Origin of the sequence: Vibrio sp. Of14-4, assembly GCF_022347625.1 — a bacterium.
GTDB lineage: Bacteria > Pseudomonadota > Gammaproteobacteria > Enterobacterales > Vibrionaceae > Vibrio > Vibrio pristinus.
This window is the reverse complement of record NZ_JAKRGI010000003.1, coordinates 99285-121232: the sequence shown is the minus strand read 5'-3', so window position 1 is coordinate 121232 and position 21948 is coordinate 99285. Positions and strand designations below refer to the sequence as shown.

The following is a 21948-nucleotide window of genomic DNA, read 5'->3' as shown; positions in this document are numbered from 1 at the left end:
TTATGATTAAGTCAGCTCTTAATTGGTTCGATGGCTTAGTGGAAAAGTGTCAAAGGTATGATTATCTTGTCTTACTTGCTATTCGTCTTTATCTTATCCCGGTTATCTTTGTCGGTGCTCGCTCTAAAGTTTTGGGATTCTCGGGCACAGTTGCTTGGTTTGGCGCTCCTGCGGCTGATGGTGGCTTAAACCTTCCTTTTCCTGAGCTTCTGGCATTTCTTGCTGCCGCGACTGAAGTGGTCGGGTGTATTTGTATTGCTTTGGGTCTTTTTACCAGAGTGATGGCCATTCCAATGATCTTTTTGATGAGCGTTGCCAGCGCCATGGTGCATTGGAAACATGGTTGGGACGCTATTGCTACTAGCAGCATGGAAGCAAGTGTGCGGTTGAACGGGTTTATTGAATGGCTAGCTGCTAACTTTCCCGGTCGATACAACTATATTACAGAACTTGGCGATCCTGTGATGCTCAATAATGGGATGGAGTTTGCCGCAACCTATTTTGTTATGTTGATGGTGCTGTTTTTCTACGGTGGCGGCCGATACGTGAGCCTAGATTACTGGTTACGCAAACCATTCAATGTTACTTCAGTTAAACCTAACTAGATCTTCATTCAATCAAGCCCGCTGCTTTCGCAGCGGGAAAATCTATATTCTTGTATTCAGTAGCAAAACCAAACTTATAGTGTATTATGCGCATATTGTTTTATTGATAATGTTAAACAGTTGTGGATGTACGTAACGCGGACATGGAAGCGATGTGCCATGTATTCAAACGCTATATTGAATACATGGGAGTCGACCAGACGGTGTCTTTTTCTCGAGTAGATACTCAGTTGGAGCAAGTGAAGACCGTATCGACCAACTACTCGTGGCATCTGGCTTATTGGGGCGATGAGCTGTACAAAAACCTCCATTCGCGTCTCAGACCGGGGATTAATCTTTGGAACAGTCAGGGAGCCCAAAATTTCCGTGAGTCGGCCAAAGCCAGCCATAACCGTGTTGATATTGTGACGAATCAGGGCTCGCAGTACGACATCCTCTCTATCTCTTTGCCAATTACGCCCTTGCCGTGCGATGTGGTCAGTCAGGCGATTGCGTTTCGCCCTAAGGTTAACCACCTTGCGCTTGAATGCTGGAGCGATAAACAAATACAGATCTCTATCGATAGTTTGTCGGTAGCCAATTCAACTCAGTCGAATGACGCTGAAAACAAACCTTATGTGTTTGGCAACTTGATGCTGACGCACGATGAACTGACCAGTGTGCGTTACTTTCTTGAGATGAAAACCTTTCAAGAGGTGGCTTTACTTCGCGGTTGTAAAGAGACAGAAGAGGCTCGACGAATCTATATCATCAAATGCAAACTTGGCTGTGAATCTCAGCCTGATTCGGTCTTCTTTAGAAAATTGGTGGAACATGGAGTGACGGTCGCGTGTCTGGACAGTTTCATCATGTATCGTTAACGGTTAGTGATTTAGTCGCTAGCCAAGATTTCTATGCATTGCTTGGTTATCAGCTTGAACGAAGTTATCAGGATGAGCAGGTCACCATTCATATGTTGGAAAACCAAGGCTCGAGAATCGAGCTTTTTCATTTTTGTGGGGATGTTTCAGCCCCAGTTCCTGAATCTTTGATCGCGCTAAAAAGAGTGGGCATCACCCACTTTGCTTTGCGAGTCAATGATCTTGAAGCCTTTCATAGAAAATTATCGGAAGTCACTAACATTACTACTATTTACAACGCTAGGCTAGGTAGTTTCCGTTACTTTTTCTGTTCAGATCCCGATGGAAATCAATTAGAACTTATAGAGGAGTAAAACAGAATGTCACTTACTTGGAAGCAGCGCTCCAGTGCTGTCCTTGGTAATGCCATGGAGTTTTATGATATCGCTGTATTCGCATCGATATCTATGTACATTTCCCAGCTATTTGCCACCCAAGGCATTGAACACTCAGAACTGGTGGTGTGGGGAGTCTTTGCTTTACGTTTTTTGATCCGACCTTTTGGCGGTGTCGTCATTGGTCGCTATGCCGACAGATATGGTCGTAAACGGGCATTGGTTTTTTGTAACCTATTGACGGGTTTAGCAACTGTCTCGATGGCGTTTGTCCCCGTGGATAGTGTGGGGCAGTACATTGTGGTTGTATTCTTGTTCTTCCAAATGATTCAAGCATTTAGCTTCGGTGGTGAATACCCAACCCTAATCAATTACCTTCTCTACGATGCGAAGAAGTCAGAACGTTCACGAGTGAGCAGTTTGATTGTCGCGAGCTCCATTGTGGGTGTGATCATTTCCCTTGTTATCGTTGCAGCTTTAGAACACTACTTAACCACAGAAGAGATGAGTGATTGGGGATGGCGAGTACCACTGTTAGTGGGTGTAGCAAATATCATTGTAAGCTTATATTTACGTCTTTCTCTACCTGAATTGCCTAAAGCAGAAGCGGTGGCCAGTAAGTCTAGTTGTCAGATCATTGCCAAAGTGTTTTGTATATCCATTCTTGGTGCTGTGGTGTTCTATGTACAGAACCTAGCCAGCGGCATTTTGGGCAAAGCCATGGGTATCGAAAATCTTGCGTTGATAAATTCATCGTTACTTGTTTTGTTGTTGCTTGTATTTTCTTTTCTCGTCGACAAATATTCTTCGCCACAACAAGCGTTTAAATTTGGGGCGCTGTTTATGCTGTTGGCGGCGATACCTTTGTTTGTGCTGCTTGATTCTAGTAAATTTATCTGGCAAGCCATAGCTGTGTTTGGTATTAGTGCATTGGCTGCGATCATTTTAGGTAACTTAGCTGCGCTGTTATGGCAGCAATCAGCCAACCAAACTACCGGGTTAGGAGTTGGTTATAACATTGCATTATCGATCTTTGGTGGTCTCACGCCGCTGATAGTAACAGAAGCGATGTTGTTAAGTTCTGCATACGTTGGCTTATATGTTGCCATTGCGACCTTACCTGGATTAGCTGTATTGGTCCGCTTTAATGCAGGCGCTGACCAAAAATCAGTTCAGATGGTTTAGTCATTAGGTTAAAACATGTCGCTCAAGAAAGTCATACTTTATATTCAGCGGCTTTCTTGAGTTTTTTGTGTTGCCCAAGTGGCCAATAAACCCTCTCTTGATGTTTTGGTACCACCCAAAGCTTCGAACCTGCTCAAGGATAAGTCAGAGCACAATTTTGCTTTCAATTAATCATGAAAAAAAGGAATAGGTTAATATCTAAGCTTTCCTTATGTGTGTCTGAAATAGAGTGATATGTTTATTATCAATTGCTAATTAACAAGCTCTCGATATGGACATCTCATTTGAAATATTAACCTTACTTTTTTTGGTCGCTACTGCGGCTGGTTTTATTGATGCTATGGCTGGCGGGGGAGGATTACTCACCTTGCCAGCGTTACTTGCAGCGGGCGTTCCCCCAACTCAGGCACTGGCGACCAATAAACTGCAAAGCTCATTTGGCAGTTTCTCAGCGAGTTGGTACTTTGTTCGCAACGGTATTGTGAGCCTCAAAGAAATGCGCCTTGCTATTGGCTGCACCTTTATAGGCGCTGCAATTGGTGCTGAAGCTGTACAGTATGTTGATGCAGGTATTCTGACCAGTTTAATTCCCATTTTACTCTTGGCTATTTCCTTGTACTTCCTGCTCATGCCTAAAGCTAAAGCACACTCGGGTGAAGCAAAGATATCAGAGGCAATGTTTGCCTTGTGTGTGGGTGGTGGTGTGGGTTTTTATGATGGATTTTTTGGCCCCGGAACAGGTTCCATCTTTACCGTGTGCTTTGTGGTGATTGGGCAATTTTCTTTGGTTGCGGCGACTGCTCGAACTAAGGTGCTCAACTTTACCTCTAATATTGCTGCGCTGCTGTTTTTTATAATTGCTGGCTTGCCTATTTGGCAACTTGGTTTAGTGATGGCCGTTGGCGGTTTTATCGGGGCACGTCTTGGCGCGAAAGTGGTAGTAACAAAAGGGCAAAAATGGATTCGACCTTTGGTGATAACTATGTCCATGGTGATGGCACTTAAACTGCTTTGGCAACAGCATCACCAATGGTTGCTATCAATGTTTTAACTCGTGGCGATTGATACACATTTTGTCTGACACAAATATGGATGGGACGGATAAGATGCGCCAGTTCAGCAAAACGAAAACAATACTTTTCTGAGATGCTTAAGGTTTTGATAATAGAGTTAGGTATAAGCGCGGGCGCGGTTCCACCCAGAGCAAGCTGAGCGGCGGCAGTATAAGCGTCCATTTCCATAATTGGTGTGATATTAAACTTATCTAGGGTTTGTCGCTGATAACTGTTGGATGGATTGGTTAAATCATTGGTAATGATGGTCTCGGGCAGCTTATTTAACGGCTTATTATACACTATCGCAAAAGGCTCATCAGCTAAGTGGAACGTGAGTAGGCCATGATGGGCGGGCATTAATCCAGCGCATAGGCCCAATGTGGCTTTACCCGATTTGACATGTTCAACAATTCGCGGTGTGTGGTTGGTAGTTATGGTCAAAAAGGCATCGTGTTTTAAGTAATCCGCGATGGTTTTGCCAAGATATCCTGCAATCAGAGACTTGGAGCTATCTAGAGTTATCCATGAAGTATCTTGCAGCGTTTGCTGTTCATAAATAAGGCCGCGCAGCTCGTTAAATGAAGGGCCAATGCTGTCGATCAAAGCCTGTCCATCTGCGGTGAGCTTTATTGAACGGCCGCAAGGCTCAATCAGCTTTTTATCCAGCTTCTTTTCTAAATTGGCAATCCGTTTACTGACTGCTGATTGGCTGATATACAGCAAACTTCCCGTACGACTCATGGTTTTGGCTTTGCTCAAAACCAGCAAAGTTTCAATGCCTTCAAGTAACATAACTAATGTTGAAAAATAGGAATGAATAACTCAATGTAGCCTAATTAGACAGAAGTTGATACTAAAGACTTAAACCGCCTGTGTGAATAAAGTCGTCTTTGTATCACTCTGGTATATCAATAGACTTTTTCAACTATATGTCGTTTATTTATTTCAATTATTTATTGAGATCCATATCACAACAAGTAAAGGTTTTTTGACTGCTTATTTAGGTAAAAACACTAGTTGGATCGGCGTTATTTTTATCTTGTTGTATTTTTATCTGTACTTTTTTATTTGTGGCTAGTTAATGCGTCGGAGGTGTTTGCTTTAAGCTTGGTGTGCTGTTCTTTTGACCGCTGGTATATTGGCCAAATGATTCAAGTTTGATATGGAACATTCGCAATGGCATCACAAACCTCATCGAGCAAACGAATTTCCGCTCGTATTGGGCACATCAAAAGCATTCACTCTGATAACAATCATCTAAGCATCGATTTTGAAGGCAACCCGAGTCAAGAGCCTGTGCTTGCCCCCATAGGTAGGCCTTTTACTCGTGCTCAAATCAATATGGCAATAGATAACCAACTTGATTGCCGAATTGAATTTATGAAGGGCGATCTATCGGCCCCTATTGTCAGGGATATCTATTTCTCATTGATGGCAAAAGAGGAGCTAATCATAAGTGCTGAACGCGTGATACTCGAAGGCAAAGAGGAAGTCGTCATAGGCTCTGGTTCAGCCAAAACTAAACTCAGTGGAAACGATGGTCGCATTACCACTAAAGCCGACTATATAACCACCAATGCCCAGAAATCGAACAAGATCCGAGGCGAAAAAATCACCTTAAATTAGGTCGGTTTAGCGAATCAAGGAGTAATCATGTCTGTTACTATCAATGCAAACGGACTAAGTATTGTTCATAAGGGCTCTGGTGGTGAGGCAAATGCAACCTTACCTGACGTCTGTTTGACGACCATTGGGCCCGCTGTTGTGCCTATCCCTTACGGCAACAATGCCAAATCAGCGGATTTGGTTGATGGCACAACCACAGTTACCGCTGATGGTGGTAACAGTATTGCGCTCAAAGGCAGTAAATTTGCCAAAAGTACGGGCGATGCTGACGGCGATCAAAAAGGGGTCTCTTCTGGCACCATAGAGGCAGAAGCCGAGTTTATTTCCGCCTCGCCCAATGTGCTTATTGAAGGTAAAGGTGTTGCTCGCTTGTCTGACCAAATGACGATGAACAAAGCCAACACCATGTGTTTGGGCGGGGTACAAAACCCGCCTGTCACGGTAACCGAAGAAGACGAAGGTACCTATACCGTTTATGTAAAAGCCCGCTACCCAGATGGCATTTTGTTAAAAAATGCCGAATTTATCATCACCAAGCCCTCGGGAATGCCTGTGTCTGCCGGCGTTTTTGATATGGCGGGCAAAAGTAAGGTGTCAGGGTTAAAACCTGGGCAAATAAAAATTGTTGCTCAAGAAAGTGTTGATGATTATATCGTCCGACCCGTTCGGATTGACAACCCTTATTATCTTCCTTCTTTCTTAGACGATGAATTTTTTGATTCAGTGTCTAAAGGCCAGCAACTATTTTGGCACCCGAATCGCGTCGCGCCTCCTGTGGAAGGCTGGGGCACCATGGGCAAAAGTCTCACCGCCGATCGCTACTTTGCCGAGATGGTGAAAGCGGAAACCCAATCTCACTTTGCGCTGCGCCATCCAGACTTTAAATATAATCTCTTGGCTGAGTCTTTAGTGGCGGGCATCGAGAGTTTGGCCGATGCAAGCTATGACGCTCTATTAGTCCAAGCTCTGCCTATGGTGGTAGAAGAAGGTGAGCTGTTGTCGGTGCTGTTTCGTTTACCTAAGCATGAAACCACAGATCGCATGTTGGCGTACATGCGCGCAAGGGGTAAAGGTAACCCGCAAACCTTCCTTAATGAGTACCCGTGGCAGCAAACCAAAAACCTACTTAATAGCGAGATTGAGAGCTTGCTTGGCAAGGTAAAAAGTCGTATCGAGTCGCTGCAACAAGAAGCCAGTCGCCTCAACTATGTCTATCTTTCCGCCGATATTTACGCCAAGCACATCAAAACTATAGACACTTATACCAAGGCATTATCGGATAAATTGGCGCAAGCTTTTACTCGTTTAGAGGATAAGTCGCAGCAATTGATGAGCAATACTTTAGGCGTGTCTGTCATTCAAGCAGCCGACAATATCTACTCCGCTGAAGCGGGCACCATAGAAGTGGTGGTCAATACCCTGCCCAAAATCGACCTTGAGGAGCAAAAGTGGATTAAAGTACGGGCGATATATTCAGACCGTTGGCAGACTCCGATTTACGCGCAAAATCTAACCGTGACGACCAATTCTGTATTACATGAAGAGAATGTTGCGCTAAATGCGTTACCTGCTCGCAGCACCGAATCTGAAAGTATTGAGTTGGCCAATGAAACCCAACAAATTGAAGGCGGTGTGGCGGTATTTAATACTCTAAAACCCAATACCAATACCGTCACCCTTGACTTTGTTGGTGAGCCGGGTATAGAAAAGCAGATCAGTAATATTCAAGAAAGCGTAGAGGCCAGTCTAGATGGTGCCTACAACACACTGGTCGATGATATGCAAGGCTTTCGACAGCAATGGGATGAAAAGGGTTATTGGACTCTAGGTGATGGCGTGATTGACGGCGCTAAAGCTTGGGGGGCGGATATCGTTGATATGCTATCGCCCAGTTTTTGGGGGGATGCCGCCGACACCATTTCAGATTTGTCTTCTTCTGTGGTTGATAAGCTGGCGATTTATTCGGCCGATAAATTCAATACTATCACTAAGGCCATGCTTAATGAAAAGGGGCAGCTTAACAATCCGACTTGGGTATTAGAAACCTTAGGTAGAGAGTTTGATTCATTCCAAGACAGCGTTTTCCAATCAGTCGATGAGGCCATTGAAGAAGTGGGTCAGTTGTATGCTGAAAGCCAAGATGTGGTGCGAAAGTTAGAATGTATCGCTAAACATCGCCAGACAATTTTAGCGCTTCCGCAGAAAATTTCTGATGGTGATGTCGATGCGGTTCAAACCTTTGTTGATACCGTATTAATGGAGCTTGATCCTGAGTGGGCGATGGAAGTTAAGGGACATGAGCAATTTCCTAGAGCCATGGCCATTATCGAAGACCACGATACGATTCTCACGTATGTAACCTACCTGTCTTTAATGCTAGAGGCTATTCCGCCCAATTTCTATTTCTACTACGGCGGCAAAGCAGGTACTTACTTACTCCTTGAACTGGTGCTTACCATAGTTCTGGCGATTTTTACTCTAGGTACAGGCGCTGCGGCTCGCATTGCCACCTTGGTTGCTCGCTTGGCTGGAGGAGCGAAAAAAGTGAAAGGGATTCGAAATGCTGCCAAAGCACTAGATTCATTTATTAAAGCGGTAGAGAGCTTAATTGATGTGCTGGCCGATTATCAAGAGCTGGCGGAAAAACTGGTTAAACGCCCACTTGGGAAATTTAAAGGCAAGCCTGTTACAACCATGACTGCCAAAAAGAAAGCGGTTAAACGGGATGCGAGCTGCCGATTATGTCATTCCAATCAACATAAAACGCCACGTTATAAACGGGGCACGTTAGAGTATATTTAAGGTGCAAAATGGGATATAGAGAAGTTGTATTGGATCCAGCTGAAAAAGATCCAAATCATCCTATCAATCACGGGATAAAAATGCAGGTACATCATTTATTGTCCCAACAAGGCTTCATTAAATCCAAAAAAGACAAAGAATTAGTTAGTTATGGATATGATATCAACGTAAGAGAAAACTTAGTAGCGTTACCGAATGAAATGGATGCTGCTTGTTACTTAAGAGTGCAGGTTCATCGTGGTAACCATCCCGGGTTTGTTGATACTAATGATAGTGATGATGATCACCCTAAATCCTACCATAAACATATTGCAAACATGCTGAGGAAGGCAACTAAAAAATTAGAGGATAACTGTGCAACAGGTAATGAGAAAACGGTTAGAAAGTATATCAGCTTATATAGCCGTTCTGTTCTTACAAAAATTAGTAATTTTGAAATACCTTTAACAAAGGCTTATAGAGCCTTTGAAAAAAATGAACCCGGCTGCGGTGGAGAAACGTCAGGTCCAGCTTTGTTTTCAAAATATAGTGTCGGTGAATCAATAGTTTGCAATCGAGACGTAGATCATGCAAAGTTTAGCAGTTTTAAACAAGTCCCTTATAAATTGGAAGTTGGTAGGTAGCATGAAAGATTACAATGAAGATTATTACTTATTGTTTGCAAACCCAGATTATGAGGAGTACGACATTGAACCTGATGATTCTTCAGCAAGACGAAACTATGATTCCGAAGAGCTTGACTTTGGGCACAGACCTATAATATTTACCACTGAAACGCCAGATCTTAGCTTTGCTAATGGAGAGTATGAAGTATTTTTTCCAATAGGTAGTATTGTTGTTTCGGATAAGCTAAAGGTTCAATTAGAAAATGGCTTATATGGAGCTAAGTTTTATCCCGCGGTTGTAAAGGGTGAAGATAAAGGAATAAGAGATGATGTATGGGTTTTAAATGTTTTTGAGCCACTGGACTGTTGGGATCGAGAAAAATCAGTAGCTATTTATCCTGGTGGGGTAAAATCTTTGAGTGGTATTAGTGTCCTACCATCTATAAAATCTTTTTATTTATCAAAAGAAATATTAGATAATATCCCTGAAGAGGATAGGCTTTTATTTGTAATGGATAATACAGATGTTACCAATATTTTCGTTCATAAAAAAGTTGTGGATATTTTTAATAAAAATAATATAAAAAATATAAATTTTTTAAAAGTAAGTCAATATAAATTCGGAATGGAGTTTATCTAATTCATATTGATAGTAATGTATTAATAATGGTGGTTGATTTTGAATATTTATGATGAGTCTTATTACATTATTTTTTCTGATGATGATTTTGAAGAGTATGATAATGACTTAACACCAACTCAATATACGGCCAATACTCATTGGGATTTTGAAAAGCTTAACTTTGGTATAAAACCACTTACCTTTGTCTCTGATAATGATAATGTGGACTTTTTGCAGCAAGATTACGTAATAGCATTTGACGTTCCGAGTTTTGTGGTTACAGCCAAACTTAAAGAGCTGCTTGAAGATGGCCTCTATGGCAGTCAGTTTTTTCCAGCAATTATTCAAGATGAGAACAATAATGCAGTTGAAGGGCTCTGGGCACTGAATACATTTCAACGCTTAGATTGTGTTGATTTTAAAAGAAGCCAATTTTTTATGCCAGGGGATGGAACCACAGAAATTGATGGTTTTGGTATTAAACCCGATATGGATAATTACCGGTTTCGAGAAGATGTGCTCGATGCAATCCCCGAAAACGAACGCTTAATTTTTCAGGTTGGCAATACAACAACAGGAGAGATTTTCTTTCATCAAAAAGTCGTCGATATTTTTAAAAAGTATAATGTTAAAGGTATTCGCTTTTTTAAAGCGAGTGAATATCATGTCGGCGATGAGTTCAATGTTTTTTAATCGGTATGCTTGCTTAACTAAATTTCGAATGCAAAGGGGGATCTCTCCTTGGTATTTGGTGTAAATAAGTCTTAGCGTATTTCTAACTCGCTTAATAAAGTATTACTCACTTACTTTAGCATCAAGGGTTGGGCGTTTTATTATTTTTGGTAAGTTTGAACTAAACAGCGGCACACGATGGAATAAAAAAACCATTACATACCAAAGTACAAGATGGACACCTAAGGTAGGACGATGAGTCAATATAACAGTCAATACTATATTGTTTTTGAGCATTATGATGAAAACACCCTGTATCTAAAACCGCAAAAACATTCGGCTATGAGAGACTATGAGTACACCAAGCTCACTGGCGGTGAGCCAATGTTTTTTGAAAATGGCTATCGCGATGAAGATCGCGCGAGAGGTATTTCTCGCCCTATTAAGCAAGCGCATTTAGATTCAACCTATCCAGTCTTTTCCGATGTAATAAAGCAATCTTTGGGCAATATCGATAATCCATGTTGCCAAGCTTATCCGGCGGTTATTGTGGATGATAATGATAAGTTTCATGACGGCTATTGGGTATTTAATGTTTTTGAAAAAATGGATGTATTAAATCTGGAAAAGTGTGATATTGATGATTTTGACCCAGATGATACACGACATACCATAGATGAATATTATCTAGATGACGATAAGCTTAATGCGATGCCAGAAAGTGAGCGTTTAGTCTTTATGCCTAAATACAGTGATTACCCGCATATTATGGTGCATGAAAAAGTGGTTAGGGCGTTTAAAAAGCACAATGTGGACACGCTAAATTTTGTAAAGGTTTCTGATTGGGTGATGGGCATGCAGTTTGTTCCCGCTTAATTGATAGGCCTTGCTGAAAAAGGAGGCTTAGCCTCCTTTTTTAATTAACACTATGCGGGGTGGCTTTTAGCTCTCTATGACCCAAGCCTAATTGACCTTGTATATTGTCGCCCCAACATTTGAGGGAGTCATCGGCTAATAGAGCGCAAGTATGTTTGTCGCCCAGTGATATTTGTTTAGCACTTTGGCCAAGTGCGACTGTGGTTGGGGTGGTTTGACTGTCACGGCTGCCAATACCTAGCTGCCCGTATTGATTGTCTCCCCAACATTGCAGTGTACCATTTTGCAGTATGGCGCAGGCATGCTGTTTACCGAGCGCCAGCGTTTCCACATCGTCTGAGAAAGTTAGGCTTGTCGGCTGTGCTTTGTTTGTTTGACTGCCTATTCCCAGTTGACCGGATTGGTTATTACCCCAACATTTGACTTGCTTATTATCCAGTAGCGAGCAAGCAAAGTGCTCACCAGTTGCAATTTCTGATGAAGCTCGACCGAGTTCAACCAATTGAGGGAGCATGTAAGACTGATTATCTTTGGACTGATTGGTTGGAAAACCAATCCCAAGCTGACCAAAGTAATTGTTTCCCCAGCATTTTACTTGTCCGGATTGAGTTTGTAGGCATGTGAAATTCTCTCCCACTTGGATATCGCTTAAAGGAGAGGGTTCCACCACATTGGTAGGAGTTAGTTCACGTCGAGTTCGGCCTGTGCCAAGTTGGCCAAAGAAGTTATCCCCCCAGCATTGCGCTGCATTATTGTCTTTGATTAAGCATGCATGACTGCTTCCCATAGATAACGCCAGTGCTGAGGCTTGACTCGGCAACGGTCTTGGAGCGAAGCGCCGATAAGAGCCTGGACCAAGTAAATAACGCATATTGTCACCCCAACAAGCAATATTGCCCTGTGTGGATAGGGCGCAAGAGTGGGCGCCTGCTAGGCTAAGCTGCCTTGTGTCTTCAGATAGACTGACCAAGCTTGGTCTTGTTACACTGTGAACATCTGACAAGCCAACACCTAGCTGGCCTGCGTAATTGTTTCCCCAACAGTAGAGCTCATTTGAGGTTGATAGCGCGCAGGTATGGCTGCTACCCAAAGAGATTTGTTTCCAAGACGTTGGAATTTGAGCATCTACACTAGATACTAGAAAAAATAAACTAATGAGAGAGTGTGTTTTCATTTTTATAATTAATTTTTTAATAAGACAGATTATTAATTACCTGGATTGTTTTTTAGTAGTATGGAGATGAAAAAAACCAACAGTCTAAGGTTTAATTACATAGCCCATTGGTTTCATGTTATTACTTTCTAATTTGGCAATCTAAATGTCCACACAAGTACAATTGTAGATACCACAAACCAACTCTTGACCCAATGGACAGCTTATACTGGCTAGCGCAGTGGTAGAAGAAAAAAGAGTGATAGCAAGCAATAGGATAGTTTTTTTCAACATAAGTACCTTCTTATTTTTATTTTTGCATGAGGCTATAATGAGTTAAATTGTCCTACCGATCAATTTTTAATAAATTGAATCATCTTGGTTTTATTTAATATTACTTCTAGACTCTGAGTTGGAAATTAGATTCTACTTGACCTTGGAAATAATAGGTCCTATATCCATTGATAAAATAGCTTGAGCCATTAGCACGTATGATTTCAAAAATTTCCCATCGAGAGGTGCCACTATCTGCAGGTTGAACATTATATCCAGCAGGGCATTGCAGAGATTTTTGTAGCCATAATTCTTCACTTACTCTGAATACTTTAAAGTAACGACCACTTGCTTCAGTTATACGCGCCCACTGTCCTTTTATGGTGACGTAGTTATCATCATGGTCTAACAGCCAATCCCAATCACGACCACCATCAGACGGGCCACAATAGACATAAGTGGTGGTATTGGCACAGACTGACGAACTTAATAGTAGCAATGAAGACAATAGGAGAGATGAAAATTTCATATGATAAACGTTCCTTGTTATTAAAATGTTACAACAAGGTAGGGCATTTCATTTACCTGAGTAAACAAGTCAAGAATATAAAATATGCATAAGGTCTCAATTATTAAATAATAAATCACAATACTTTGATTTTTAGCTCTAAAAATAGCATCCCTATTAATAAATAAGGTAATTAAGTTTCGCTTACAAAAGATTAAGCTGATTTTAATTATTTATGCAGAATTAACGCTGGATTATTACATGAGTCGATTATGAGTGTCTAATTATTAACGTTTAAGCTAGACCATGCTTTTGCCTTATTTCTTCCCGCTTCTTTTGAGGCATACAATGCCTCGTCAGCTCGGGCTATGACCATATCCACATTGCTGTCGTCCGGGGTAATTTCTGCAACCCCTAAACTCACGGTGACAGTACGATTTAGTGAAAAGGCGTTTGACTCAATGGCTTTTCTAATCGCTTCGGCAACTTTTAACGCGCTCTCTTCCGGTGTTTCAGGGAGTAAGATGATAAACTCTTCTCCTCCCCACCTTGCTAATGTGTCTGTATGTCTGACCTTTTTTGAGACGAGTTCACTGAGCTCTTTTAGGCAATCATCCCCTGCATTGTGTCCAAGTTCATCATTGATTTTCTTGAAGTGATCAATATCGAACAGGATCACGCTGAATGTCGTGTTAAAGCTTTTCGACTTAGCATGTTCAAACTGTATGTTTTCAGTAAAGGTATTTCGGTTTGAAAGCTTAGTTAAAAAATCGGTACTTGATAGGTAAGTTAGCTCTTTTTTATGAGTAAATTCAGAGTAAATATTCCAAATGTAGAACAAAGACACAACGATAATCAGGATAAAGTAGGTGGCGTAGTTTTGTAGTAAAGTCCCCAACAAATTGTCTCGAGAGCTGCTGATAAGGTAAGCCACATGTTGGTCTTTGAAGTTTTTGATTGAAAGAAAACTGATGATGTAGTCTTTGCCTTGTATCGAGACGGCTTGTGAGAAACTTTCTTTTTTGTCAAATTGCGGTTTTAGCTTGCTACTGTAGGTTTTAGCCTGATCAATGAGGCTTCTGTGGTTAACGTCTCGTAAATGTTTTTCAAACACAGCTTTGTCATAGTAATACCCATCAGTTAGAACACTTGGGATGTAGTGATTCTTCATGTCCTTAAACAATTTTGAGTCTACCGCATCCTGACTAATAATAAACTGGAAGTCATTTTGTGGATAAAGCTCGACCAGTAGGTCGACAATGCTACCCATCGAAAGGGAAACTTCAACACTGCCAAGAGCCTGTTGTCCTTTGTTAATGGGATAAACAAATCGGTAGCCGTTGAAAATGCGTCCTTCTTCAAAGCCTTCAACTATACGTTGTTCGGTGTTGGCTAACCGTACTGATTCGCGAATGGAAAACAAGTTATCGCCGAACTTTTCGGGTTTATGAACTCTGAGGAAGCTATCACCATTTGGAAAGTGGAAATGTAGCTGCCTGAAGTTATGAGATCTGAGCAACTTGTAGTCAGATTTTAGTAGCTGATACAACTTGAGCCTTGCCTCGTCGCGCTTTACTCCGTTTTCTTTTAACGCCACTGTTAATAGCTCAAGCACCTTTTCGTTGTTTACAATCTGCTGATAAACAAAGTGAGAAAACTTGTTGTACACGCCAATACTAGAGCGCACTTTTGACTCCATAATCACGGAGTAATTGTCGAGAATCCGACGTTTTTGGTCCTGATACTCGCTCACCAAAATACCAAAAGATATTGCGATAAGGGTAATGAGTGTACCAAGGTGAACAAAAAGTCTCAGCCCAAGAGCGGGCCGTAAGTTTGAACTACGATGCAAACCAACTCCCCATTTGATCCTATGAATTATTGTTTATTGATAGTTTAGTATATTAATGAATTATGAATAGTGATTAATGGATATTTTTTGCTGGGGGGAAGTGCGGTAAATAAGGCGCGTAAAAGCGCCCTATGGTTTGGTTTCTTTACAGTGATTCTGTAAAAGTTCGAGCAATGACGTCTCGTTGTTGCTCTGTAGTTAATGAATTAAAACGTACTGCGTAACCTGAAACTCTGATGGTAAGCTGAGGATATTTCTCTGGGTTTGCGACCGCATCTTCTAAGGTTTCACGTTTTAGAACGTTAACATTAAGGTGTTGTCCACCTTCAATACGCGGAGCCGTTTCAATAGTTACCTCACGACTTTCATACTCACCGAGATCGCTAGTCTCGATCACTTGATCACAAGTATATTCAGTCTGTGCGGCAACACATCGCGCTTCGCCTTTCTCTGTATCAAGCAGCCAAATTGAGTTAACTAGTGCGTCATTGGCAGCTTTGGTAATTTGTATCCCTTGGATCATGTCTATCTCCTAATCGAAATAATCGTTTGTTGGTGTTTTTTTTCTAAATTCTCATTCTTGACTACTGTATAACGCACTGACGTCTTCTTAGCTTTGATTTTAATCAATGAAATGCCGCGTATTTTAAATTACTGATAATATTAGGATTGATTCAAGTGGCTTTATTTTATTGATTATGTTTTATTTACTCTTGTTACAAAGGGTAAAAGCCTTATTTCGATCTTTTTGTGGTTATTTTACCACGTTGTTATTTCTGGAATTGAAATGGAAAAAGGGCTTAAAAAGGGTGAATCTTTCAAAGTCAAACGTGGTAAAGCTCAATTGGCCTCTTGTCATAGTGATTGTCACCTTGAGAAGCATAAAGAGATGGTGGCATTGCCTCTTGAATAAGTAAGATTGCCGCTTTTTAAACACTTTAAGCTCCGCCTAGCTGGTTTTTGTTTTGTGCTGTTTAAGATAAGAGTGAGTTAGGCGTATGAAATATAGATAGAAAAAAGCAAAAAGACTCGAGTGCATTAATTACATAGCTGATGTTTTGAAACATTGGCACTAAATTTTCATAGCCTAGTTAGGCTTGCAACTCATGAGGATAAAGTTATGCCGTATACATCCTTTTATATTCGTCCCCGCGTTTCTCGTATGCCAGTGCCAAACCGACATGTCACAGGACAAGGACACAATAGGATACCGCAAAAACATTAATGTCACCTTGTTAACCGCTTTGTTCCTTGGACACTTTTTGCGACAATCAGGATAGCATTAACTGGAAAAGGAACAATACAATGGGCCAGCAACTTGCGTGGCATGATGTCATTGGAGCGGAAAAGCAGCAGGATTATTTTCAGCAGACCCTAAACTTCGTTGAGTCTGAAAGGGCTTTAGGTAAAGCCGTCTATCCCCCCGCCAAAGATGTTTTCAATGCGTTTCGAGCGACTGAATTTGGTGATATAAAGGTCGTCATCCTTGGTCAGGATCCTTATCACGGACCAAAGCAGGCTCATGGTTTGTGCTTTTCTGTTCTTCCTGGAATTAAACCACCTCCATCCTTAGTAAATATGTACAAAGAGCTATCTCAAGATATTGAGGGGTTTGAGATCCCAACCCATGGGTATCTGCAAAATTGGGCTGAGCAGGGGGTTTTATTGCTTAATACTGTTTTGACCGTAGAGCAAGGTAAAGCGCATTCGCACTCAAAAACAGGCTGGGAAACGTTTACAGACAGAGTCATCGAAGCGATAAACCAACATCAATCAGGTGTTATCTTTTTACTCTGGGGAGCCCATGCGCAAAAGAAAGGCCGATTTATTGATCGTAAACGTCATCATATTTTAGATGCGCCACATCCTTCCCCTTTGTCCGCACACCGAGGTTTCTTCGGTTGCCGACATTTCTCACGAGCGAACCATCTTCTCCAGTCCATGGGCAAGTCGGAGATTGATTGGCGATTACCGGTGTCAGTGGATGTGACTGAATAGATAATTTTTCGTTGTTAATTTTCGACTAGGGTCAATATCCGCTCAAACGCTTTCTTATACACTTATAAAAAACAAGGCTTAAGAGGTGTCATCATGATGATGGAAAGGATCCACAGAGAACACAGTTATATGGTTCGGCTTCTGGCTGTATTGAAAAAGAAAATAGCTCAAATGCATACTGAGCAGCCAATAAACTATACCTTGGTCAAGGAAATTGTCGACTATATGGCCAATCATTCAGAGCGGGTCCATCACCCTAAAGAAGATATTCTCTATCACTATTATACGGAGCATTACGGCCATAAACAGGAGATGGAAGATTTGGAGCAAGAGCATGAACTATTGTCAGACAAAACTCACGCTTTTCTCAATACGGTTGAAATGATTTTACAAGATGCTGTTGTTCCTCGACATATCTTTGTCGAGCAGCTTGAAGAGTTTATCAAAGTACAAAAGCGTCATTTGGAGTTTGAGGAGCGTTCCATTTTACCTTTAATTGAGAAAAGCTTTAATCTTCATGACTGGCAGGAAGTCGAAAAGCGTTGGAATGTCGGTGAAGATGATCCTGTTTTTGGTGATACTATCGCCGAAGAATATCAACAGATTGCCCAGCGTGTTCGCCAAGGTGAACGAGAAAGTGTTTAATTAAGACAAAAAGGAGGCACTGGTGTGCCTCCTTAAAGTATCAGTAGTCGAGTTCATCAAAATCATCGAAGCCGATGTCCATTTCTTTTAGTTCTCTCTGTAGCCTTTGCTTATCCTTAATCGCTTCAATTTCACGCCATTTACGTTTGACTGGTTTCGAGCGTGCTGCTCGAGTTTTTGGAAAATCCATTTCCATGATATCTTCAAAGTTTAAGCCTTCCATAAGCCACCTCTTTAAATGATTTCCCTTTAAGGGGTACAGTTTAAATACCACTCTGTTTGAAGCCTAACCTTGATTGGTTTCGCATTTGTTACGATTAAATTAATTTTTTATGCATTTTTAACTGAGCCTCACAGAAAAATGATGAAAATTTGTTGATTTTTTATCCAAACGGAAAAGATTTAGTGTGCAAACTATCACAAGCTAAATGTTAAAAGGGTGTTTAAATATTAAACGGTTTGACTTGTGGTGAGTTCTGATGCTGTGCTACTTGTTTTGCATGCTTGCTATTGTAAATCTCACTAATGAGTGTCTTGGATGAGTCCTTGGCGTTAAAGGAGTGACAATCATTTAAACAAGGTCATATGTCTGTCAGGTTGTCTATTATTTATTGTTGTTAAATTTTAATGCTAATGTTTCTTTGTTGTGTTTTTTTTGTTCTTTTTTGTGTTAGCTAATGGTGATTTTATAGTTAAAAGCAAAATAAATATAAAATCAGTTTCATATTGATTTTTGACTGGGTAGATTGCATTATCCGCCAGTCAAAAAATACGTTGCTACGTAAAATGGAAGCATGAGGCGCGTTTTACATATCTGAGTTGCACGATAAATAAACAATAATACTAAGCAAAGTTGACACTTGGTTAGCGACTGGATGGAAGGCAAGGAAGCATAGAGCAGCGAACACTCAATATGAGGAGCTTATGACAGATTTAATTAATTTGATGAACGACCTACTTTGGGGCTCGATTCTGGTTTATTTACTGGTTGGTGTCGGAGTGTACTTTACTGTCAGACTTGGCTTTATCCAATTTAGACATTTCGGTCATATGTTTTCGGTTTTGAAGAACAGCCGTAAAGCCGACAATGCGGGCATTTCATCATTTCAAGCCTTATGTACTAGCCTTGCTGCCCGTGTTGGTACTGGTAATATGGCTGGTGTTGCTGTTGCGTTAACAGCTGGTGGACCTGGTGCTATTTTCTGGATGTGGCTTATCGCTATGCTAGGTATGGCGACATCATTTGCTGAAAGCACGTTAGCACAGTTATACAAAACCAAAGATGATGATGGCAACTACCGCGGTGGTCCTGCTTATTACATGGAAAAAGGCTTAGGAATGCGTTGGATGGGCGTGCTCTTTTCTATTTTCCTTATCATCGCCTTTGGTTTGGTATTTAACGCTGTACAAGCTAACTCTATTGCTGGAGCAATGAATACAGCATTTGGTTGGGACGAAACTTACGTTGGTATCGCCGTAGTAATGCTTTCTGCAGTGATCATTTTTGGTGGTATCAAACGAATCGCACGTGTTGCTGAAATGATTGTCCCTGCAATGGCGCTACTATACTTACTACTAGCTCTGTTCGTTGTTTTTGCCAATATCGAAAAACTACCAGCAGTACTTAGCTTGATCTTTAAGAGTGCTTTTGGCCTACAAGAGGCTGCGGCTGGTGGTCTTGGCTACGCGATTGCACAAGCGATGATTAATGGTATCAAACGCGGCTTGTTCTCAAATGAAGCTGGTATGGGTTCTGCGCCGAATGCAGCGGCATCTGCGACGCCTTATCCGCCACACCCAGCATCTCAGGGGTATGTACAGATGCTTGGTGTATTTATGGACACCATAGTTATTTGTTCTGCTACTGTGGCTATTATTCTTATGTCTGGTGAATATGTACCTCATGGTGAAATCACAGGTATAGAGCTAACCCAGGCAGCGCTGAGCTCTCAGGTTGGTTCTTGGGGCGGAGTTTTTGTTGCGATTGCAATTTTCTTCTTTGCCTTTACTTCTATCATCGCTAACTATTCCTATGCAGAAACAAACCTTATATTCCTTGAGCATAACCATAAGGCCGGTCTGGGTATTTTCCGTATTATTGTTCTGGGTATGGTGATGTTTGGTGCCGTAGCATCTTTGCCTATTGTTTGGTCACTCGCTGATGTCTCTATGGGCATGATGGCTATTGTTAACCTAGTCGCTATTCTGCTGCTTTCAGGAATCGTGATCAAACTGGCTAAAGACTATAACCGTCAGCTTAAAGCAGGTAAGGTTCCAACGTTTGATAGCAATGATTTCCCTGAGCTCAAATCACAGTTAGAAGATGGTATTTGGGATAACAGTAAAAAAGAGTCATAGACCTTATCTATGATAACGATACAGAAAGCCATGCAGACATTGCATGGCTTTTTTTGTACTCTATAGATAATCACAACAGGAAGGATAGAGTTAAAGTCATGTTAATCGTCGTATCACCTGCAAAAACTTTAGATTATGAGTCACCTTTAGCGACAGAGAAGTATACGCAACCAGAGCTAGTCGAATACTCCAAGCAATTGATCGATGTATGTCGAAAGCTCACGCCTGCTGATGTTGCGAGTCTAATGAAAGTTAGCGACAAGATTGCCGATCTTAATGTTGGACGCTTCCAAGACTGGAACGAGAAATTTACAACCGAGAACGCACGTCAAGCGATTTTGGCTTTTAAGGGTGATGTGTATACTGGATTAGATGCACAAACACTTTCTGACGATGATTTTGACTATGCCCAGAAGCACTTAAGAATGCTATCTGGATTGTATGGGTTACTTAAACCCCTCGATCTAATGCAGCCTTACCGATTGGAGATGGGCACTAAGCTCGCGAATAGCAAAGGAAGTAATCTCTATCAATTCTGGGGTAATGTGATAACCGATAAGCTAAACGCGGCTATTGCAGATCAGGGTGATAATGTGCTGATAAATTTAGCTTCAAATGAATACTTTAAGGCAGTTAAACCAAAGTTACTCGATGCTCAAGTGGTGACGCCGATATTTAAAGATTGTAAAAACGGTCAGTATAAGGTCATCAGCTTCTACGCTAAAAAGGCACGCGGTATGATGGCAAGATATATTATCGAAAATCGCATTGATAGTGTGGCAAAACTGACAAACTTTGATGTAGCAGGTTATTATTTTGTTGAGCAAGAGTCATCACCAACAGAGTTGGTCTTTAAGCGAGAAGAGCAATAAAGGTTTTTAGTTATGTATGCTTGGCTCAAAAAGTGGATTGTACGTTATGACTCATGGTGTGAGTCTATGGGGCTCGTTGAAGTCAATCGACGCCGCTGTGTTCTTTATCGCAATGACTCTAATGACCAAGAATCTAATTTGACACACAAGGCGCAATGATAATGCGCCTTTTTGATACCCACTGTCATTTTGATTTCGATGTTTTTGCAGATGATTTTGCCTGTCAGCTTAAGTTAGCTAAGGCGCAAGGTGTAGAGAGGATAATGATTCCCTCTATTGGCCCATCAAACTGGGATAAGTTGCTTGCAATGTCGACTGAACATGCGGGTATATATACAGCATTAGGTATGCACCCTTATTTTCTTACCGACAATAGTGTTTATCACCTTAACGATTTACAGAAACAAACAGAGGCCCATTTTAATCATTTTCGAGCGATTGGTGAATGTGGCTTAGATGCTATGGTTGATGTTGACCATGACATACAAGGTAAAGTATTTAATGCACAAATCGCATTGGCAAACGACCTTCAATTACCTTTAATCCTTCATAGCAGAAAAACGCATAATGAAGTCCTTCAGCTGTTAAAAAAGCATAAGTTTGCTTTTGGTGGTGTGTTGCATGGTTTTTCTGGCAGCTATCAACAAGCGATGCAATTTATCGAACTTGGTTTTTATATTGGTATAGGTGGAGTTATCACTTACCCTCGTGCGAGGAAAACTCGCCAGACGGCTGCGAATTTACCTCTTGAATGGATAGTGCTGGAGACAGATGCTCCAGATATGCCGCTTATGGGCTATCAAGGAAATCCTAATCACCCCGCAATGTTATCTCAAGTCTTGTCTTGTTTGGCTCTTCTACGTGATACAGATGAGCGATCTGTCGCACAAATGACATGGAAAAATGCCAATCTGGTCTTTAAAGTTTGTGAATAGAATCTAAGTAAAATGTTATTTATATGATTTAACATATTGCATTTGGTGATCTGTGTCACATAAATGAGTGAG

Annotated in this window: 24 protein-coding genes; 18 read left to right on the top strand and 6 right to left on the bottom strand. The window is 41.2% G+C overall.

Annotation, left to right across the window (positions count from 1 at the left end; all coding sequences use genetic code 11):
• Positions 1 to 2 precede the first annotated feature (2 nt).
• The 5 genes from MHN79_RS04375 (at position 3) to MHN79_RS04355 (ending at position 4075) form a co-directional block, all read left to right on the top strand.
• Positions 3 to 605 (top strand): DoxX family protein, encoded by a 603-nt coding sequence (locus MHN79_RS04375; protein ID WP_239171874.1) that lies wholly within the window; start codon positions 3 to 5, stop codon positions 603 to 605.
• A 122-nt stretch (positions 606 to 727) separates the two neighbouring features.
• Positions 728 to 1465: a hypothetical protein gene (locus MHN79_RS04370; RefSeq protein ID WP_239171873.1), complete on the top strand. Its 738-nt coding sequence runs from the start codon at positions 728 to 730 to the stop codon at positions 1463 to 1465.
• Positions 1435 to 1818, top strand: coding sequence for a VOC family protein (locus MHN79_RS04365; RefSeq protein ID WP_239171872.1), 384 nt, complete (start codon positions 1435 to 1437; stop codon positions 1816 to 1818). The genes MHN79_RS04370 and MHN79_RS04365 overlap by 31 nt, the downstream gene beginning before the upstream one ends.
• A gap of 6 nt (positions 1819 to 1824) precedes the next feature.
• Positions 1825 to 3024, top strand: a complete 1200-nt coding sequence (locus tag MHN79_RS04360; protein ID WP_239171871.1) for an MFS transporter — start codon at positions 1825 to 1827, stop codon at positions 3022 to 3024.
• A gap of 271 nt (positions 3025 to 3295) precedes the next feature.
• Positions 3296 to 4075: a TSUP family transporter gene (locus MHN79_RS04355; RefSeq protein ID WP_239171870.1), complete on the top strand. Its 780-nt coding sequence runs from the start codon at positions 3296 to 3298 to the stop codon at positions 4073 to 4075.
• Here the strand turns inward: MHN79_RS04355 and MHN79_RS04350 are convergent.
• The gene (locus MHN79_RS04350; RefSeq protein WP_239171869.1) at positions 4026 to 4871 is read right to left on the bottom strand and encodes a LysR family transcriptional regulator; all 846 of its coding nucleotides are present in this window, start codon (positions 4869 to 4871) and stop codon (positions 4026 to 4028) included. The genes MHN79_RS04355 and MHN79_RS04350 overlap by 50 nt on opposite strands.
• Before the next feature lie 384 nt (positions 4872 to 5255).
• Between MHN79_RS04350 and MHN79_RS04345 the strand changes: the two genes are divergently transcribed.
• From MHN79_RS04345 to MHN79_RS04320, 6 genes are all read left to right on the top strand, one after another.
• Complete coding sequence (locus MHN79_RS04345; protein ID WP_239171868.1) at positions 5256 to 5705, top strand: hypothetical protein; 450 nt, start codon at positions 5256 to 5258, stop codon at positions 5703 to 5705.
• A 27-nt stretch (positions 5706 to 5732) separates the two neighbouring features.
• Positions 5733 to 8507 (top strand): DUF4150 domain-containing protein, encoded by a 2775-nt coding sequence (locus MHN79_RS04340; RefSeq protein ID WP_239171867.1) that lies wholly within the window; start codon positions 5733 to 5735, stop codon positions 8505 to 8507.
• Positions 8508 to 8515: 8 nt separating this feature from the next.
• Positions 8516 to 9130: an AHH domain-containing protein gene (locus MHN79_RS04335; protein ID WP_239171866.1), complete on the top strand. Its 615-nt coding sequence runs from the start codon at positions 8516 to 8518 to the stop codon at positions 9128 to 9130.
• Position 9131: 1 nt separating this feature from the next.
• Complete coding sequence (locus MHN79_RS04330; protein WP_239171865.1) at positions 9132 to 9752, top strand: DUF1629 domain-containing protein; 621 nt, start codon at positions 9132 to 9134, stop codon at positions 9750 to 9752.
• Between the two features lie 39 nt (positions 9753 to 9791).
• On the top strand, positions 9792 to 10427 hold the full coding sequence (locus tag MHN79_RS04325; RefSeq protein ID WP_239171864.1) for a DUF1629 domain-containing protein: 636 nt from the start codon (positions 9792 to 9794) through the stop codon (positions 10425 to 10427).
• A gap of 234 nt (positions 10428 to 10661) precedes the next feature.
• The gene (locus MHN79_RS04320) at positions 10662 to 11282 is read left to right on the top strand and encodes a hypothetical protein (protein ID WP_239171863.1); all 621 of its coding nucleotides are present in this window, start codon (positions 10662 to 10664) and stop codon (positions 11280 to 11282) included.
• Positions 11283 to 11322: 40 nt separating this feature from the next.
• Here the strand turns inward: MHN79_RS04320 and MHN79_RS04315 are convergent, their stop codons facing one another.
• From MHN79_RS04315 to grcA, 4 genes are all read right to left on the bottom strand, one after another.
• A complete protein-coding gene (locus MHN79_RS04315) occupies positions 11323 to 12456 on the bottom strand; it encodes a hypothetical protein (RefSeq protein WP_239171862.1) in 1134 nt (377 codons plus the stop codon).
• A gap of 379 nt (positions 12457 to 12835) precedes the next feature.
• Positions 12836 to 13237 carry a hypothetical protein gene (locus MHN79_RS04310; RefSeq protein WP_239171861.1) on the bottom strand — a complete coding sequence of 134 codons (402 nt, stop codon included), beginning with the start codon at positions 13235 to 13237 and terminating at the stop codon, positions 12836 to 12838.
• 259 nt (positions 13238 to 13496) lie between these two features.
• Entirely contained in the window at positions 13497 to 15068 is a 1572-nt protein-coding gene (locus MHN79_RS04305; protein WP_239171860.1) for a diguanylate cyclase, read from the bottom strand.
• A 145-nt stretch (positions 15069 to 15213) separates the two neighbouring features.
• Entirely contained in the window at positions 15214 to 15591 is a 378-nt protein-coding gene (gene grcA, locus MHN79_RS04300) for an autonomous glycyl radical cofactor GrcA (protein ID WP_239171859.1), read from the bottom strand.
• A gap of 264 nt (positions 15592 to 15855) precedes the next feature.
• Between grcA and MHN79_RS20855 the strand changes: the two genes are divergently transcribed.
• The 3 genes from MHN79_RS20855 (at position 15856) to MHN79_RS04290 (ending at position 17711) form a co-directional block, all read left to right on the top strand.
• Positions 15856 to 15981, top strand: a complete 126-nt coding sequence (locus MHN79_RS20855) for a hypothetical protein (protein WP_275436004.1) — start codon at positions 15856 to 15858, stop codon at positions 15979 to 15981.
• Positions 15982 to 16373: 392 nt separating this feature from the next.
• Entirely contained in the window at positions 16374 to 17066 is a 693-nt protein-coding gene (gene ung, locus MHN79_RS04295; RefSeq protein WP_239171858.1) for a uracil-DNA glycosylase, read from the top strand.
• 93 nt (positions 17067 to 17159) lie between these two features.
• Positions 17160 to 17711, top strand: a complete 552-nt coding sequence (locus MHN79_RS04290; protein WP_239171857.1) for a hemerythrin domain-containing protein — start codon at positions 17160 to 17162, stop codon at positions 17709 to 17711.
• 40 nt (positions 17712 to 17751) lie between these two features.
• Here the strand turns inward: MHN79_RS04290 and MHN79_RS04285 are convergent, their stop codons facing one another.
• A complete protein-coding gene (locus MHN79_RS04285) occupies positions 17752 to 17934 on the bottom strand; it encodes a DUF3545 family protein (protein WP_160929485.1) in 183 nt (60 codons plus the stop codon).
• Between the two features lie 701 nt (positions 17935 to 18635).
• Here MHN79_RS04285 and MHN79_RS04280 point away from each other — a divergent pair.
• The 4 genes from MHN79_RS04280 (at position 18636) to MHN79_RS04265 (ending at position 21876) form a co-directional block, all read left to right on the top strand.
• Positions 18636 to 20069 (top strand): sodium:alanine symporter family protein, encoded by a 1434-nt coding sequence (locus MHN79_RS04280; protein ID WP_160929487.1) that lies wholly within the window; start codon positions 18636 to 18638, stop codon positions 20067 to 20069.
• A 98-nt stretch (positions 20070 to 20167) separates the two neighbouring features.
• A complete protein-coding gene (gene yaaA, locus MHN79_RS04275; RefSeq protein WP_239171856.1) occupies positions 20168 to 20941 on the top strand; it encodes a peroxide stress protein YaaA in 774 nt (257 codons plus the stop codon).
• A 12-nt stretch (positions 20942 to 20953) separates the two neighbouring features.
• Entirely contained in the window at positions 20954 to 21100 is a 147-nt protein-coding gene (locus tag MHN79_RS04270) for a hypothetical protein (RefSeq protein ID WP_239171855.1), read from the top strand.
• 2 nt (positions 21101 to 21102) lie between these two features.
• The gene (locus MHN79_RS04265) at positions 21103 to 21876 is read left to right on the top strand and encodes a TatD family hydrolase (protein ID WP_239171854.1); all 774 of its coding nucleotides are present in this window, start codon (positions 21103 to 21105) and stop codon (positions 21874 to 21876) included.
• Positions 21877 to 21948: the final 72 nt, after the last annotated feature.